Here is a 17711-nt window from a genome sequence, read left to right on the forward strand (position 1 = left end):
TATTGAATGGGTGGGCGATACTGAGGAGATGGGTATGGCCTCTTCGGTAGAGTCGCCGGACAGTTGTCTGGAAAGAGAGGAGAGGTGTATTCAGATTCGACGGGCGATCGCTGATTTATCGGAAACGTTGCGGGAGACTTTTATTTTACATTTTTATGAAGAGCTTTCCCATACAGAAATTGCGGAACGCCAAGGGATATCCTATGACAATGTATCCAGGCGGATATATGTAGGTAGGAAAAAGCTCAAAGAGAAGTTGAGCAGCTATTTTCTAGGGACGGGGGAGAAAGTAAGTGTTACGGTAGGGAAGGATCGGAAGTTAGCTACCCCAAAGAAAAATAAGGAAAAGCAGCACAGAAGTGAGTCGGAAGAAAAGAATGGCTTGGAGACGGGAACTAAACAAGATGGCGCTACATTTGATGGCCATTCTATTTATCCATTACCCCACCTTCCCCTCCTGGGAGTGGTTAGGGATGGGTTCCCATTACAAGAAGAAGTGGTAGAGGTAGAAAAATCTGAGTTTGTGGATGGTTGTGTGGAACTTGGGGATAATGTAAATCAGAGTATTGAGGAAAGGGAAATAGTATCGGTAGAGGTAGAGAGCGATCGCTTAGTTGAGGCGGAAAAACAAGAGTATGTGGAGATTGCTGTCGAGTCAAGGGAGCAAGTTGATCGGAAGATTCAGGAGAGCGCTACAGAATTAACAGAAATAGAGTGTGTCGAGGTAGTTGAGGTAGAAAAAGATGGGTGTGTGGAAAGTTCGGTGGAGTCAGATCAAATCCGGAGAATTACTATACCTAAGTCATTGCGACGGTTACGGAGAAGAAGAAAGCAATCTCAGGGGTTTAGGAGATTGCTTCCTATCGTGGCAATGACAACTGTTCAACTGGATGCTGTATCAAAGCATAATAGACATATTCAGAAAATCAATAATTTTATTCAACCATTTCTGGGAACTGCCAGCAAAAGTTCCCAGAAAAATCTTTTTTTGTACGATCCACTCTCAGAAAAAATTTCTTCCTTTTTGTCTGTTGTCTGTTGCCAATCAACTGCTAGCAAAAGTTCCCAGAAAAGATCTCTTGTCTGTTGTTTATCAAGGGAGCGATCGCGATGGTTAAGACCGTATGTTATGTGGTCGAGTTTGATAGGGGATAATACTAAATCTCGGTAAAAGGGGCGATCGCGATGGTTGAGACCGTATGTTATGTTGCGGAGTTTGACAGGGGATAATACTAAATCTGGGTTAATATCTCGGGTAATGGGAGAGGTGAAACTTTTCCCTAGTGTTTGGAGTTCATTGAAGGGTATTCAGTGGATTTGGCATAGATCGTTGATGGATACAGGGGGGTAATGTCCCTGGTGTGGTGTAGTTTTGTTGCCTCTTTACCAAAATTGTGTGAGAGGTTGATTTTGTGTGGCGATCAAGGGTTGATTTGAGAATAAGTTAGAACAGCATTCGTTGAGAGTTAACGTATTTGTTGAGACTGTTTGGTTGGTGAGTTCCATAGTGGATGAGATTTAGAAAGGAATAGGAATCGCAAACCTCGCGTCACGGTTACGGCAGCGCGAAATATTGGTTTGGCAATTTTTGGGCGATCGCTTGACTCAATGCGAATCGTTGTTAGTTTTTGCTGCCAAGAGAGTGATCGTGATGCTGGAGACCGTATGTAATCATTTCTCATAATACATTTCTATACTTTCTTGAGTTGGGGAGTAAGGGAGTGGGTGGGCAGCGGAGAAAAGATTATAGTAATTAACATTAAATGGGTGACAATAAGGGAAAAAGTTATTTTCCCTGTGTAATATCATGTGCCCCCTCCAGGGGAGCTACGAATTGTGGATAATCAGTTATAATAAAATTTAAGGACTAAGAGTACCGATAGTACCACCAGAATACTGAAATTATCCTTACATTCCTTCTTTCTTCCCTCCTGACTCCTGACTCTTCACAACAGTTAATTATAAGTATTCAACCGAACATGATATAAATCACTTAATAACTGAAGTTTCTCCCAAGTATAGCATGAGTTTTGGGTTGAGGTATTATGTCCTAGAGTTGGACTATATAGCAAGGAAAAGAGCAGAAACCCTCAAAAAGAAAGAAATTTAGGTTTCCGTTAAATTGGTTGTCAGATATTTAAGTTATGAAGCGTCTATAAGGGTGAAAACATACATCAGAAAAAGGAGATGTGAAGATGTCTAATCAAGAGCGGCCCCTGGTTGATATTTTCTTTGTAGTAGATGTTACAGGCAGTATGACTACCGCGATCGCTAATATGAAAGCGGACATGTTGAACGAATATAAATTAATGAAACAAATGCGTGCTGAGTGGGATGTTCAGATAGGACTGGCTTGGTATAGAGATATCGAAGATGGTGCTAATGATTTATCGGAAATCGTATTGAGCCTAACGTCTGACGAAGACAAGATAACCAATGCAGTGAATAACCTGACAGTGCATGGTGGAGGAGACGATCCGGAGGCACAACTGTTGGCACTTCATCAAGTTGCAACAGTAGACCTGCTCACCGAATGGCGTCCTAAATCCAACCGTTATATTTCCTGGTTTGGAGATTATTATGGAAAAGATCCAGTTGGGTATAAGAATAACGAGGTCACAATAGATGATGTCATAGCAGAGCTGAAGAAAAAAGACATCAAAGTAAATGCGTTTAGTTTGGACCCAATGAACAACCTGAACGGCCCTAAGAAACAGGCAGAGAAAATAACCAAAGCAACTGGAGGAATATATAAAGAAAAACTGGATCCGAAAGCAGTGGCAAAAGCGATGTATTACGAAATAAAACATACAATACATAATTAGTTCCCCCTATGGAACGGAGATGACGGAGAGGAGAAAGGAAATTTCTAGGGGGGATTGATGACGATTACACCGAAAAAATCAATTAAAGACTCGACCCTTAGACTTCATTCCTAACCTAAATCAACCAACGGCGAGCGTATTCCTCAATTCGGTACGCCGTGGAGAGGGCAAAAAAGGGAAGTTGGAAGGAAATCCATTGCCCCGTGGCTGTAAGCAAACGGGGAGATCGTATCCTCTCCTACCAAATGTAACTCAACCCTCTCAACTCCACTTCTAACCCAAATCAACCAATGGCGAGCGTATTCCTCAATGCGACTCGCCGTCGCATTTTGCTCGTAAAGCCGAGAAACTCGCTCAAAAAACCGTTCCACCGTAACCACCGCCACTTCTAACCCCCGTGGCGAAAACCGATAGCCAAGAAAATCGAAGCCCTTAGCTATCCGCCCGATAAAGGTTAGGTAAAATTATAGAACAGGACTTACGCAACGACACTAATTATAGTGGTTATATCAGGAATAATAACCAAATTATACACTATATATAGCGGTACTGCGTAAGTCCTGTAATTATCTGGACATGATATAAGGTGGAATCCGCTGTATCAATTATCCATTATCCATTATCCATTAATCAACCCAGGTTGAACTCGATCCAACCCCGATTAAAAATTAATTCATAAATACGGTTATGAATTTTTAGCAACCCATTTTGCTTTCTTGCTAGTCCTGACAAACATAATTCTTTTTCTTCTGGAATATCTACACTCGCTATCTCTTTTTCCTCCCATAATTGCTGATAAATTGTGAGAAGTTGGGTTTTGTTTGGACTGTGAAGAATGCGATCACGAATCGTTTTTAAATGCTCTGGTTCATCTTGAGTTTCCCAATTTGTCAGAATTTTTTCTTGTACTAAATTCTCTATCCATTCTGTTTCACCATTAACAGGAATAGGGATTTTTGAATCACGAATAAACCGACATAGTTTTTGAGTTAAAAAAGGCTGTCCTCCCGTCCAGTTTAATATTTCTTGAAGCATAGTTTGAGGATTACTAACTTTTTCAGTTATTCCAAATAATAAAGGTTGTGCTTCATGTGGTTTAAAGCTTTCTAATTCAATTGCTTGACCAATATTAAAAGGAGTTTTCCTAATATCAGTCATTAATTCGGTAGGAGTTGCTACCCCAAAAAAGGCAAAGGTGAGATGCTGATATCTAGATTTTGGATCGATCATTCGTTGATTGTAGCAAGATCGAATCAGAGCAAAAAAGTTATCCACCGGAATTTTTAAGCCTAAAACACTATCAATTTCATCAATAAAAATGAAGACTTTTTTGGGAGGTTCACTTTCGTTATTATTCAGTTCAAATAATAAAACATCTTGCAGAAATCTATCGAATCTTTGTAACGGAGAAATATCTAATCGCTCATTCCACCAAGCTTTTAAATTAACTGTGCTTACTAAATCAAAACTGTACCATAGATCGACAGCTAATCCTTTATACCATTGTTCTATCGTCACATTTTCATCAGCGATACGGGTTAAATCTATAGCAGCACAATGATATCCTTCATGGTTAAGATGGTGTATCATCCTCACCATGAGACTAGATTTACCCATTTGTCGGGAATTCAAAATATAACAAAACTCACCTTTTTTTAAAGCTTGATAAAGAGTTCGATCTGCTTGTCGGACTACATAAGTAGGAGCATCCATCGGCAAACTTCCTCCTACTTGATAATCAAAATTAGAGCTAGGTTCGGCAGTTTTTAGTAAGTCATTTTCAAAGATAAGTTCTGCTTGAGTTTCTTTGAGAACTTCTAAAGTTTGAGACAGTTCTTTTGTGCGTTCTTCGACTCTTTGTTCTAGGGTTTGATACAGTCTAGAATTGTCGATGGAAATTGCAGCTTGAGCAGATAATATTTTTAATAATTCGACTCTTTTTGCTGTGAATGTGTCTGTAGTTAAATTATTTTCTAAATAAACAATTCCTGTTAATTGACTTTGATTAATTAATGGAATACAGAGAATTGATTTAGTTTTTTTGGCAATAATATAAGGGTCATTAATAAATAGTCCTTCGTGAGCTGCATCTTTAAGTACAATATTTTCTTGACTCCTAGCTACATAATTGATAATCGTAGTTGGTAAAATCGGAATTGATGTTTCTGGATCTATAAACTTGATAGGAATGGATTGTAAGATTGTAACTTCATCGCTATCTATTTTTCCTTGAGCTTCAATAACCCAATTATCTTCCTCATTGAGAATTAAAAAGCCTGTTTGTGCTCCGGCATTTTCGATGGCAATTTTCATTAAATTGTGTAGAAGTTTTTCCAGATTAATTTCACCAGAAATTGCTTGAGATGCTTTAATAACTGTTGTTAAGTCGAGAATTTCTCCATCAGAACCAGAGGTAGACATAGTTGTATTAATACCTTTTGATTTATTTTGATTTACTACTCCTAATAAATATTGAGGATATTCCTCTTCTAACTGTTTGACTTTAGCTTTAGCGCCCCAACGGATGTAACAATGATGGGCATTTCTTAAGTAAAATTGACCGACTTTCTTTCTGTCAAGGGCGAAATAAAACTCTGCTGCTCGTTCGTAAGCTAAAGCTTCTTCGTGGATAAATTCATATTTTTCTGCTCCTTCAATGGCGCGATCGTATAGTTCTTGTGCTTGCCAATTTTGTCCTAAAATTCTTGCCTTTTCCGCTTCTACTAAATCGTATTTGTGCTGGAAATTTTCTCGGCAATGTCCAGCCCATATTTCCATATCTTCTTGATTTTTTTCTACTTGTTCTAGTAATTCTTTTCGTTGTTCTATGTCACAATTATTGTAATGAGCAAGACAAGCAAGGGAGTAGTAAAAATTATGCTGTGGAGTACATAAGTATCCTGAAATTGTAATCACATATTTATCTGCATATTGACCATTTTTCAAAGCATTCAAATAATCTTTGAAGAGATATAAAATGAAGTTTTTGCCAAAGTAGTAAATAAATAGTAACCATTGGTTGTCTTGATTAATATATATTTCTATTGCTCTATCTTCTGCGTATTGAGAGTTTCCAATTAATAGATAGTATTTGTGTTGCTCTGTGGTGGTTAAGTTTAAAACAATATTTTTACAGATTTCTATATAATTTATAGAATATTCTTGCTGAATTTTTATGATTAACTTAGTATATTTTCGATAATCCCCTTCAACTTCTGCTAAATTACACCCTCCAAAGAATTTAATAAAGCAATAGTCTATAGCAAGATAACAAATATGTTCATTGTTTCCTCTATTGATATCTTTTTGTAAACTATTCAGTAACTTTTCTTGTGAAACTTTTTGATTGAGCAGCTTTTTCCAATGCCAGATATGTCCGTAATATTGATGTATAGCTACAGATTCTAATTGAGAAATTTTATCTTTTTCTAACAACTTGAGAGACAATTTTCCGAACCGATATCCAGAATCAATATCTTTTATTATTCCACACAGAAGCACTCCATATAAAGAATAAATACTAGCAGCTTCAGGAGGATTATTATATTCAATACAAAGATTAAGCTGAATGAAGACTGTTTCAATCCGCAGAGAAAAATTTGTTGCTGCTAATGCTGTTCCAACTGATAGTATTATAGAAAAAGCTGCTAGTTTATAGGGGTCTGTCATTTTTGGCAGATCGGCTAAATCTTCAATCTTTTTTCCTTTTAATAGAAACTTTAAAGATTTCTGTTGTTGTTCAATCCTGTTTTTTATGGCACTATAACTAACAATTTCTTGAGAGATTTCGATTCCGAGCTTTTCTAAAGTTTTTAAAGCAATATCTATAGATTTTTGTGGCTGAAATTGACCATAGTAAGACAATATTAGTAGCTCATCAACCTTAACTTGATCGAGTATATTGTTGACTTTTTGGAGAATAGTTGCAGATAGTTTTTCAACCTCTTCCAACTGAGAATTTAAGTACAAAGCTTCTAAGGTTTCTACTTGAAGTTCTAATGTGAATTTGTACTGCTCTTCCCAACTATTTTCTGCTAATAATTTTCCACCAGTTTGTAAATATCCTAATGCTGTTTTGTAAGCTGTAGAAGTTTTTGCTTTTTTACCAGCTTGAAGATTTAATTTCGCTAACTCATCTTTTTCCCATTGTTCGGTAATTAAAATAGACCCTTGATTAAGTTGATTTACAACATCAAAAATCTTATTCTGTAACTCATCTTCTTCAAAATTTTTCACAAGTAGACGACCTATTTGTAGATGAATTTGCTTTTTTTCTGCTGCTGGAATTAGAGAATAAGCTGCTTGTTGTACTCGGTCATGTGAAAATTTGTAGGGGATATATTTTGAATCCTCAAAATAGTTTTCTGAAAGCTTATTTGATAAATCTTCTGGATTCCATAGTAAAGGAACTTTATAATTATTTTTCAGAGGTGAAATCAACCCTTCATGTAAGGCTAACTGTAATTCATTAGCTGTTATTGTTTGAGATTTATTATTAACGATCGCCATAATTTCTAGATTAAATTTATTGCCAATACAAGCAGCTAATTTAAGAACTTGTTGAGTTTTTTCCTCCAATTTTTCAATTTTCTTGACCATCAATTCAACTACATTATCAGTAATCGATACACTTTCAATTTCTTCTATATCCCATTGCCAATAACTTTGTCGCTCATCTTGTTGTTTATGAGGGTTAAAGACTAAGAAATTTTCTTGATATAAATAATTCAGCAGTTGAGTCAGGAAAAATGGATTGCCTCCTGTTTTTTTAGCAACTAACTCAGCTAAAGGTTTAGTAATTTCTTTGGAGTAACTTAAGGTCTCAGCAATTAATTGATTAATATGATTAATTTTTAATGGGTAAAGGGTAATTTCATTAACTGATACTTGTGCTTGCTTAATTTTCTCTAAGGTATACATTAGAGAATGAGTAGCACTAACTTCATTATCTCGATATGCTCCAATTAAAAGAAAATATTGATTGTCAGAATCTGATATTAATTGCTCAATTAGGTGTAGAGATGCTAAATCTGCCCATTGTAGATCGTCAATAAAGATGACTAAAGGATGTTCTTTTTTACAGAAAACATTCAAAAATCTTTGAAAGAATAAATTAAATCTATTTTGACTTTCAGTAGCTCCTAATTGTTCAACTTGTGCTTGTTTACCGATGATTTTTTCCAGTTCAGGAATTACATCAATAATAATTTTACCGTTATTTCCTAGAGCTTCTAATATTTGATTTTTCCAAGTTTGTAGAGCGATTTCTGGTTCACTGAGCAGTTGACGGATTAATTCTTGAAATGCTTGAGAGATGGCAGAATAAGGAATATCTCTCTGCAATTGGTCGAATTTTCCACTAATATATTTTCCTCGTTGCTTTGTAATAGGTTTGTGAATTTCATTGACTAATGCTGATTTGCCAATTCCTGAATAACCAGAAATGAGGATTAATTCTGTTGTCCCTTGACTTACTTTTTCAAATGCTGTTAATAGTTGATTAACTTCTTGTTGTCTACCATAGAGTTTTTGAGGAATTTGAAATTTATCACAAATATCTTGAGTAGCTATTGGAAAATCTGAAATTTCTCCTATAGTATTGAATTGCTCTAGACAAGTTTCTAAATCTGCTTTAATTCCCCAAGCGCTTTGATATCTTTCTTCTGGAGTTTTTGCTAACAATTTGCTGATTATATTAGACACAGAATTAGGAATATCGGGAATTAGTTCATGTACTGGTAATGGTTGTTGGGCAATATGACAATGAACTAACTCTATGGGATCTGTTATTTCAAAAGGTAGTGTATTAGTTAAAAGTTCATAGAAAGTTACTCCCAGGGAATAAAAATCGCTACGATAATCTATACCTCGGTTCATTCTACCTGTTTGTTCTGGGGCGATATATGCTAAAGTTCCTTCTAGTTGGTTGGGGGGAACGACTGTGAGAAATTCTTGAGATAAACTGGTAGATATGCCAAAGTCGATGATTTTTAGTTGTTTTGTTTGGGGATTATAGACAATATTTGAGGGGTTAATGTCTTTGTGGATAATATTAGCTTTATGAATTGCTGCTAAACTTTCTGTTGTTTTAATGGCGATAGTGAGAAAGTTTTCTAAGTTAAATTTACTTTGAGATAGTAATGATTTTAGAGATTTACCGCCGAAGTCTTCTAAGAGTATTGCTAAACTATTCTCGTATCTTTGTAGATCGTAAGCTTTGATAATAAGATCTACATTCAAGGAACGAGTAATTTCATATTCTTGTTTGTAGCGCGTGAGTTCCGAAGCAGTAGGGTAGTTTTCTTTGAGGATTTTGAGAATTATAGGTTGATTATTTTCTTTTAAAGTAGCTTGATAGATGAGGGAGTTAGGACTTTCATAGATTTTTTTGATGATTTGATAGTCATTTTTCATAAGCTCTTAATAGGTAAGCCATAAGATAAGCTGACAAGTTAAGTTTAGCATTGTGCTTTATTATGGCTTATTATTTTTATTGAGGCTTAATTTAGCTAGTACAAGTCATTGGTAAATAAGGGTAAGGAGGAGTAACAAATCTGATGTTGATTCCGTGTTCTTGAGACCACTTGCTCTCAGCGAATGGTAAGTTTTCATCTGTTGTTCCTAAATCCGGTGCTGTTACCCATTTTTTGATCATAGGTTTACAAAGTCCTGGTTCACCTTCATTAACTAGATAGGGGCGTGGTGGATAAGGAATTGATACTTTGTAGTAGGGACCCCGAGGACTTGCTACACCTGAGTGTGATATCTCTTCTATAATGCCTGCAAAGTCTTCCCAAATTACCTCGAAACCAAACAGATGAGACGCTTCATAAGTAGATAAAATAGGTTCACATAATTTTATAAATTTCTTTTCAATCTTCTTCCACAAATAAGCTTGTCCACAAAACAACAGATTCAAATTAATGTTTTGCCAACTTCCTTGGTCTGGCATTATAACCATCTGCTCTTTTCTGTCCCAGCGATTAAAGTTATGGGCTTTAGGTTCATCTGGCCCTCGATTACTACGAAGCAAAAGTTTTTCAACATAATCTTCGTATCCTTTTGTTATTATAGTAGAACCCTCTATATTATCAGTTTTGTCCAACCATGTTGAGGCAATCAATTGAGAGAGTTTTCTCGCCTGAAAAAGTCTTCGCACAGTAGAGTACTGAGTTATAAAAAGTGATTTATCTCCATGTGAGTCTTTATGTAGGAAGGGCATTATATGATTCATATCTAATCCCTCATTAGGCAAATCCTTTATGTCTTTAATTATATTAGATTGACTTATTTCATAAGCATCAAGGTTATAATTTTTACTTATATTAATTGTTAATTGTTTTTCTGTACCCGTAAATACTCTAGTTGTTAACCCTAGATTGGGAGATGTAGAATTATGATTAGCTTGACCAGTTTCTTCAACTATAAGGATTTGATATAGCTGCTCTTGCTGATTACTTGTGCCTTTGCTGCCAAGGCCTTTAATTTGTGTATTATTGTAATTGGGTTTTTGAGACGCCATATATTTTACTTTCTCCTAAAATTGTTGTCAAATTATAAAAAAATTAGTTGAAAACTAAACATTGCACAACTATAAAATGATATTTGAGTTCAATCTCCATCATTTAATTTCTGTGCAGAGCTAAACACTGAGCTAATTTAACTTATTTACTATAAGTTATAAAAACATCTGGGATTATCCCAAACAATTTTGTTTACTATGTCCTGATATCACTTCCCCTCAAATTATACAACAATCTGTAACAACATCTAGCTGACGATCAATGTGTGGATAATCTGAACCAAAAATTAAATTATCAGAGCCAATAAACTCAATTATCTGAGTCAGATAAGGTTCAGATGGGTCAACCGCAATATAACATTAACGGCGAAAATACTCGGATGGCATCAATTTTACTATGTCTTTGACTTTCCAAACTAAATCCTAACTTATATAATGACGATCAATATGTGGATAATCTGACCAAAAAATTAAATTGTCAGAACCTATAAACTCAATAATCTGAGTCAGATAAGGTTCAGATGGGTTAACCGCAATGTAGCATTAACGGCGAAAATACTCGGATGGCATCAATTTTACTACATCTTTGACTTTCCAATGTAAATTTTGAAAAGTAATGATAAATTGGCCCAGAAAAGAAAAAAAATTCCTTTTAGCCAATCCTTCTATTACAGGAAAGGCAATCATATCATGTCTGGATAATTAGTGATCAAAAAACTTCTCCCCTTTCAATCTTTCTTTTCCTTCTGCCCTCAGCATAGCAGCATAGCTGCCTTCCTTCCTCCTAAGTGTAACTATTCAACCGGACATGATATTATTAATTATTAATTATTAATTATTAATGAGGTTTTTGTTAACTTCTAAAATACTGTCTATACAAATCACAAGTTAATGTAACCTTATTTCCATCTGACTTAATTAACCCCATACTACTTAACTTATAAGCAATAATAGACTCCAATAATGTAGGTTCATTAGTATTGACAAGATTTTGCACAGCGATCGCTAATTCTGGCTCTTCTTCCAACTTCACTTGATGACGTCGCAAATGATTGGCATAAATTCCAGTTGATGTTGCAGCAGTTTCTAATAATTGTCTGATTGTTACATCTTCTCGACTCAGATGATAAATAGCCAGATGCACCAGTGCTGGATGTCCTCCAGTGGTTGCCATCAAAAGATGTGCTTCTTCCCCATCACTCCAGTCGAGTCCGTAAGATTGGGCTAATTCCAAAACTTCTTCTAAGCTAAAACTACCTAACTGAATTGGTAACCCCACATTAAAAGGTGACTGTTTCAGTTGCAGAGGTACATAAATTTCAGTGGAGTGAACTACCACTAAACGTAAGTTTAGCCACACTGGGAGTCTTTTTGCTTCCTCGTACCACGATCGCAACAGAGGAAAAAAATCTTTTGCTATTTCTGGATGCTCAAAAATCTGGTTGACTTCATCTAAAGCTAGAAGTAAGGGAGAATTATTTGACTGTAATAAATAGTTGCGAAAGTATAGAGTGCAGCTAATTTTGCTTCCAATATCTTCATCCCAATAGTCATCTAAGTTAGGTTCTAGGTTTAGTTGATAGGCAATATTAGCACAAAACCAACGTAAAAATTTGTTGATACCACCAGTCAAAATATCTTGGCCTACCTGTTGTAAGTCTAAGTATACCGTGCGATAATCCAAATCTTTTACATGGTTGATAACCCTCAAAAGAAGGGAAGTTTTGCCCATCTCTTGCGGTGCTTTTATTCTCACCAATGCTCCTGGTTTCTCAATTTCTCCATAAACTTGCTTCTCAATATCGACTCGTTGTATGTAAAATGGCGAATCTAGAGAAATAGATCCACTCGGAAATCTTGGTGATATTAGTTGTGTTACGCTGGGAGAAAGTTTTTCGGAATGTTGACTCACGACGGTTTTTTTTGAGGTAGCTTGTAGGAGGAGATATGTTTGAAGTTCCACCCGAAAGTTTTTCTTTGTCACCCTTTGGCCAATAATATCAGAAATTCGTCTAAATAACTCAGGAGCAACGACATTACTTAGATAACTTAAGCTGTAACTTGCCTCTTCAGCCACAATATTATAGGTCTTATTATCCCAAATACCTTGGAGAATGATAGTTTCTGTGGCATTTAAAGGATGATTTTTGGTTTCTAGTAGCTTACTATTAATAGTTTCTAAAACAAAATCTAGCTTGATAGAATCTGTAGTTTGTTTTGTATCCATCTGGAGTTATTAAAAAATATCAGGACTTATGCACAGACACTATATCAGGACTTATTTCATTAATGGATAATGAATAATGAATAATTACTTGTTACTCAAACGGAGAGGATTGACTAAAAGGAAAAAATTAATTATCTATTAGGTCTATTGGATATGGTTAGGTAACCCATCCATCCCACCCTACGGGAAACTCTGCTTTTTATGTCGTGTAGCGTTTCATGTTAGCAACAGCCGAAAACGACCGCTTTTTATCTTTGAAAGGGAAGGCTTTCAACCTGAATTATTTATACCAATTTGATAAATGTTTGCTACAAATAGTTAGGGTATTTGTGAGAATTTCCTACGGAATGCTCCGCAAACAGAGTTCAGAATTCAGGAGTCAGAATGAATAGATTTAAGACCATCTTTGATATTGAAAATCATCTTTTTTGTAAAATAGATTTTCATATAAATTTTTTTTATGGTGCTTATTATTCGTAAAATTCTTTTTTCAAAATGGTATTAATTATTTAATTATTCGGTAAAGACACTATATATAAGACCACTTAGCTGACTATTGTCTATTACTTACTGCCTATTGTTGATTGAATAAATGTTCATGTAGATTTTCTGAGGTTGACAAATAATTCGACTTGTGAAGTTAGAAAATATTTATAGATTTTCTGAGATTGACAAATGATTCGACTTGTGCAGGTAGCTAATAAGGGTTGATTTTCACTATGAAGAAAAGCCTAATTATATGAGCTTTTATATGAAGTTTGATAGGTCATACCAGTAAATACTCTTACGTCTTGATTATGTAGATAGTCAGCAGATGGAAGAGGAATATAATGGACTTGGCTTTAACCGAAAGGGGCAATTCCGATCTGGTTTGTCAGTTTTGGCAGCAATGGAATGAGCATAGAGAACTACTATATCGGTGCTGTTTGAGGTTAATGAACTTTAACCGAACGGATGCCGAAGATGCTCTGAGTCAGGCAATGCTGAAAGCTTGGGAAAAGGTGCAAAAGTTCGAGGGGGAAATTAATAATTTTAAGGCGTGGTTGATACAGTTGACTCGTAACCTTTGTATTGATATTTGTCGAAAACATTCTCAAAGGGCAACGGGTGTTGAAAATATTGAATGGGTGGGCGATACTGAGGAGATGGGTATGGCCTCTTCGGTAGAGTCGCCGGACAGTTGTCTGGAAAGAGAGGAGAGGTGTATTCAGATTCGACGGGCGATCGCTGATTTATCGGAAACGTTGCGGGAGACTTTTATTTTACATTTTTATGAAGAGCTTTCCCATACAGAAATTGCGGAACGCCAAGGGATATCCTATGACAATGTATCCAGGCGGATATATGTAGCTAGGAAAAAGCTCAAAGAGAAGTTGAGGGACTATTTTCTAGGGACGGGGGAGAAAGTAAGTGTTACAGCAAGGGGAAGTCGGAAGTTGTCTACCCCAAGGAAAAATCAGGAAAAGCAGCAGAGTATTGAGTCAGAAGAAAAGAATGGGTTGGAGACGGGAACTAAACAAGATCGCGCTACATTCGATCGCCATTCTATTTCTCCATCATCCCACCTTCCTCTCCTGGGAGGGGTTTGGGGTGGGTTCCCGTTACAAGAAGAGGTCGTAGAGGTAGAAAAATCTGAGTTTGTGGATATTTCTGTGGAGTCAGGGGATAATTTAGGTGAGAGTATTCAGGAAAGAGAAATAGTATCGGTAGAAGTAGAGAGCGATCGCTTAGTTGAGTCAGAAAAACAAGAGTTTGTGGAGAGTGCTGTCGAGTCAAGGGAGCAAGTTGAGCGGGAGATTCAGGAGACTGCTACAGAATTAACTCAACAGGATTTACGCCAAGCTTCCATATGTAGGGGCGAATGGCATTCGCCCTCTTGCGAATGGCATTCGCCCTCTACGGATAGCGTATTGTCTAATAATTTGCCTAAGTTCTGTGAAATAGAATGTGTCGAGGTAGTTGAAGTAGAAAAAGATGGGTGTGTCGAAAGTTCGGTGGAGTCAGATCAAATCCGGAGAATTACTATATCTAAGTCATTGCAACTGAAACGGAGTAGAAGAAAGTCATCTCAGGGGTTGAGGAGATTGCTTCCTATCGTCGCAATGACAACTGTTCAACTGGATTTTGTATCAAAGGATAATAGACATCTTCAGAAAATCAATAATTTTATTCAACCATTTCAGGGAACTGGAAGTAATATCATGTCCGGATAATTAGTTATAAAAAAACTTTCTTCTTCTTCTCCTATTCTTCCTCTTCCTTCTTTCTTCCCTCCTGACTCCTGTACCGACGATTCGCTTGCTCGCCCCTACGACTCCTGACTCCTCCGTAGTTATTTATTTATCACTGTTCAACCGGACATGATATAAAAGTTCTCAGAAAAATCTTTTTTTGTACCACCCACTCTCTGAAAAAATTTCTTCCTTTTTGTCTGTTTTCTGTTGCCTATCAACTGCCAGCAAAAGTTCCCAGAAAAAATATTTTGCCTGTTGTTTCTCAAGATAGCGATCGCGATGGTTGAGACCGAATGTTGTGTGGCGGAGTTTGATAGGGGATAATACTAAATCTGGGTAAAGTTCTCGGTTAATGGGAGAGATGAAATTTTTCCCTGGTGTTGAGAGTTCATTGAAGGGTATTCAGTGGAGTTGGTATAGGTTGTTGATGGATACAGGGGGGTAATGTCTCATGTGTGGTGTAGTTTTGTTGCCTCTTTACCAAAATTGCGTGAGAGGTTTATTTGGTGTGGCGATGCGAAACAATGTTGAAGAGATTAACAATGGATTAGGGGCACAATAGCAAAAGAGCGATAATAGTCTATGTTTTTGAAATTGAGTAGGATAAATGTCGATTTGGAAAAATGCCCGGATTAAAATCTGGTGATAGCAAGTTTTCGAGCGGGTTATGTAACACAAAAGAAATGAAAATCGTAGGATGGTTATTTCTCCACATTGATGTAAAAGTACGGATTGAATGAGGCCATATGGCGTACCCGTCACGGGAGTGATGAAAAAACAACTACACGATAATTCAGGTAATGTCATCAAAAAATTTGCTCTATGAGCACAAGTTGTGATGTTCAAAAAAAAACAAATGTGAGCGATGATTGTAAAGTATGAACATGTTTGTACTGAAAATATATGTAGACAGTTCGTTTTTGAATTCGGCAAAAGAATATGTTATGCTTGATATGTTGTTTGAAAGTGAGGTAGTATAAAAAATGGCAAGCCCTGTAGAACTCGTTGATGTCATGAGTGAATCTGGACAAATGTCGGCGTCACAGGAGGTGTACAATGATGGGAATATTAAGGTGTCGGTTAGGACCCCGAATGACTTTAAGTTGAAGTTTGATCCAGAAGCGAACCCGCAGCCGTTGCTCGGAACGACAGTTGCCCCGGTGTTGTTTATAGTGGCGGCGGTAAATCCCCACGTAATTATAAGTGATGTCAAGATCAAGTTTATTATAGGTCATGGGTCTTCTGATGACATCCAAGCAAATGTCGTGAAACCTAGGTTTTTAGTGTTGTTTAATGGTGAGTCTGTGAAAAAGCTTGATGTTATGTTTCTGGAGACATTTGACGGATTGCCGTATGATAGTAGTCGGGAAATACCAGTTGAAGTGGCGATCGGTTATGCTGGTGGCCGCCTGGATTGGTGTAATATCCCGCATGATATGTGTACAGTGTTGGATGTGTTGCCCGAATATAGTATAACTGTTGATTCTACTTGTGATCGGTTACGTGGGGTAAAGGTGCCGAATACGATTATGAGGGAAAGGAAATCGGAGTAATCGGTCTTGACTTGAGCTATGCTATGGGAAATGGCTGCGTTAGTGCGGAGTGGTTTACGTAAGAGAAGGTTTATGGAGTCAACTAGGAATGTCTTACGATTTTGTCCCGAATATTACTCTGATTATGGTATTTTGATTTATATGTGAAGAGGGTAAAAAGGTGCGTTTTATGGTAGTAAATCCATTGCCCCGGAGCTGTTTGGAATAGGGGAGCTTGCTCCCTCCCCAACCTCAGGAAACTCAACTCTCTCAACTCCACTTCTAACCCAAATCAACCAACGGCGAGCGTATTCCTCAATGCGACTCGCCGTCGCATTTTGCTCGTAAAGTGGAAAAAAACATTACCAATATCCACTAACGGCGATCGCTTTCCCAAATCAAAAAGGAGCGATCGCTCCCATCATTTAAACCTTAATCAGATAATTCTGAATTACTTCCCTAATAGCTAAACCAGTTTTTTCCCAACTAAACTCTTGAGCTACTAGCTAAACTTAAGGTGGAGAGGCGCGATTGCTCCCCTCCATCTTTAGCAATAATATTCATGGCATCGGTTATTTCTCCCACATTTTTCGGCTTAACCAAAATAGCAGCATCTCCAGCAACTTCTGGCACGGATGAAATATTAGAAGTAATAACTGGAGTACCACAGGCCATCGCTTCCAATACGGGAAAACCAAACCCTTCCCAAAGACTAGGAAATACCAGAGCGAGGGCGATAGTTGAGACCGTATGTTATGAAGCAAAGCAGAAAAGGAAAAAAAATAAAATTCATGTCAGAAAAACCTTGCTAGAAACGTCTAGTCTATAGTATAGTAGTGGGGTGACGAAGTACAGAAGCGAAATCAAACAGGAAGCAACGCGAGTTCTATGAGGCAGTAGTTGTTTCAAGACTTATGCAACTGACTTATTGTCACTTACATTCTTGCAAAGCAAAGAAAAATCAAGAAAGGGAAATAGTATGAAGAATCTTGTTAGAATTTTAGTGTGCTTATTATTAGCATTAGTCTTACTCTATCCTAATTCAGCTCAAGCTGCTAATATACTCAAATGTGGACAACTTCCAAATGTTGCTGTGGAAGATCTCAGGAATATTAAAGCAGGATTACAGCAGGGAAGAATATATAATAATAGTGGTGGTTATGGAGGTACAAAATTACCATCTATTGGTAGGGGTCAAGAATATCTCGAGTATGATGTAGATGCAAACAACCCAAATGTAGGAAACCGTGGTAAATACCGTTTTGTTTCATTAGTTTACACACAGAGTGGTAAACAAGTATATGATCCAGTTTATTTTACTAAAGACCATTATAAAACTTTTTGTCAGGTAAGGTGACAAATTAGTAATGA

11 protein-coding genes and 1 pseudogene are annotated in these 17711 nt (G+C 36.8%); 5 read left to right on the forward strand and 7 right to left on the reverse strand.

Going from position 1 to position 17711, the window contains the following annotated elements; genetic code table 11:
• A partial coding sequence (locus tag F6K40_RS11370) for an RNA polymerase sigma factor (protein WP_293135635.1) occupies positions 1 to 1171 on the forward strand: 1171 nt, incomplete at its 5' end.
• A gap of 295 nt (positions 1172 to 1466) precedes the next feature.
• Here the strand turns inward: F6K40_RS11370 and F6K40_RS11375 are convergent.
• The gene (locus F6K40_RS11375; RefSeq protein WP_293135638.1) at positions 1467 to 1682 is read right to left on the reverse strand and encodes a hypothetical protein; all 216 of its coding nucleotides are present in this window, start codon (positions 1680 to 1682) and stop codon (positions 1467 to 1469) included.
• A 513-nt stretch (positions 1683 to 2195) separates the two neighbouring features.
• On the opposite strand from F6K40_RS11375, the gene F6K40_RS11380 reads away from it, so the two are divergent.
• Positions 2196 to 2825, forward strand: a complete 630-nt coding sequence (locus F6K40_RS11380) for a vWA domain-containing protein (protein ID WP_293135641.1) — start codon at positions 2196 to 2198, stop codon at positions 2823 to 2825.
• Between the two features lie 143 nt (positions 2826 to 2968).
• On the opposite strand, the gene F6K40_RS11385 is transcribed toward F6K40_RS11380, so the two are convergent.
• The 5 genes from F6K40_RS11385 to F6K40_RS11405 all read right to left on the reverse strand — a co-directional run bounded on the left by F6K40_RS11385 (position 2969) and on the right by F6K40_RS11405 (position 12574).
• Positions 2969 to 3211, reverse strand: coding sequence for a hypothetical protein (locus F6K40_RS11385; protein ID WP_293135644.1), 243 nt, complete (start codon positions 3209 to 3211; stop codon positions 2969 to 2971).
• Between the two features lie 244 nt (positions 3212 to 3455).
• Complete coding sequence (locus F6K40_RS11390; protein ID WP_293135647.1) at positions 3456 to 9239, reverse strand: AAA family ATPase; 5784 nt, start codon at positions 9237 to 9239, stop codon at positions 3456 to 3458.
• Between the two features lie 91 nt (positions 9240 to 9330).
• On the reverse strand, positions 9331 to 10347 hold the full coding sequence (locus tag F6K40_RS11395) for a hypothetical protein (protein ID WP_293135650.1): 1017 nt from the start codon (positions 10345 to 10347) through the stop codon (positions 9331 to 9333).
• A 219-nt stretch (positions 10348 to 10566) separates the two neighbouring features.
• Positions 10567 to 10701 (reverse strand): amidohydrolase family protein, encoded by a 135-nt coding sequence (locus tag F6K40_RS11400; protein ID WP_293135747.1) that lies wholly within the window; start codon positions 10699 to 10701, stop codon positions 10567 to 10569.
• A gap of 499 nt (positions 10702 to 11200) precedes the next feature.
• Complete coding sequence (locus tag F6K40_RS11405; RefSeq protein ID WP_293135653.1) at positions 11201 to 12574, reverse strand: AAA-like domain-containing protein; 1374 nt, start codon at positions 12572 to 12574, stop codon at positions 11201 to 11203.
• An 830-nt stretch (positions 12575 to 13404) separates the two neighbouring features.
• Between F6K40_RS11405 and F6K40_RS11410 the strand changes: the two genes are divergently transcribed.
• On the forward strand, positions 13405 to 14787 hold the full coding sequence (locus tag F6K40_RS11410) for an RNA polymerase sigma factor (protein WP_293135656.1): 1383 nt from the start codon (positions 13405 to 13407) through the stop codon (positions 14785 to 14787).
• Positions 14788 to 15791: 1004 nt separating this feature from the next.
• Positions 15792 to 16361, forward strand: coding sequence for a hypothetical protein (locus tag F6K40_RS11415; protein ID WP_293135659.1), 570 nt, complete (start codon positions 15792 to 15794; stop codon positions 16359 to 16361).
• Positions 16362 to 16765: 404 nt separating this feature from the next.
• Here the strand turns inward: F6K40_RS11415 and F6K40_RS11420 are convergent.
• Positions 16766 to 17075: pseudogene (locus F6K40_RS11420) on the reverse strand (glycosyltransferase); the annotation flags it as partial.
• A 244-nt stretch (positions 17076 to 17319) separates the two neighbouring features.
• Between F6K40_RS11420 and F6K40_RS11425 the strand changes: the two are divergent.
• On the forward strand, positions 17320 to 17697 hold the full coding sequence (locus tag F6K40_RS11425; RefSeq protein WP_293135662.1) for a ribonuclease domain-containing protein: 378 nt from the start codon (positions 17320 to 17322) through the stop codon (positions 17695 to 17697).
• Positions 17698 to 17711: the final 14 nt, after the last annotated feature.

Source organism: Okeania sp. SIO3I5 (genome assembly GCF_010672085.1).
Classification (GTDB): domain Bacteria; phylum Cyanobacteriota; class Cyanobacteriia; order Cyanobacteriales; family Microcoleaceae; genus Trichodesmium.

Bases quoted from the DNA above. Each gene is read 5' to 3' on its own strand.
- F6K40_RS11395 (WP_293135650.1), bottom strand. From the start codon at position 10,347: ATGGCGTCTCAAAAACCCAATTACAATAATACACAAATTAAAGGCCTT.
- F6K40_RS11405 (WP_293135653.1), bottom strand. From the start codon at position 12,574: ATGGATACAAAACAAACTACAGATTCTATCAAGCTAGATTTTGTTTTA.
- F6K40_RS11380 (WP_293135641.1), top strand. From the start codon at position 2,196: ATGTCTAATCAAGAGCGGCCCCTGGTTGATATTTTCTTTGTAGTAGAT.
- F6K40_RS11425 (WP_293135662.1), top strand. From the start codon at position 17,320: ATGAAGAATCTTGTTAGAATTTTAGTGTGCTTATTATTAGCATTAGTC.
- F6K40_RS11375 (WP_293135638.1), bottom strand. From the start codon at position 1,682: ATGAGAAATGATTACATACGGTCTCCAGCATCACGATCACTCTCTTGG.
- F6K40_RS11390 (WP_293135647.1), bottom strand. From the start codon at position 9,239: ATGAAAAATGACTATCAAATCATCAAAAAAATCTATGAAAGTCCTAAC.
- F6K40_RS11415 (WP_293135659.1), top strand. From the start codon at position 15,792: ATGGCAAGCCCTGTAGAACTCGTTGATGTCATGAGTGAATCTGGACAA.
- F6K40_RS11410 (WP_293135656.1), top strand. From the start codon at position 13,405: ATGGACTTGGCTTTAACCGAAAGGGGCAATTCCGATCTGGTTTGTCAG.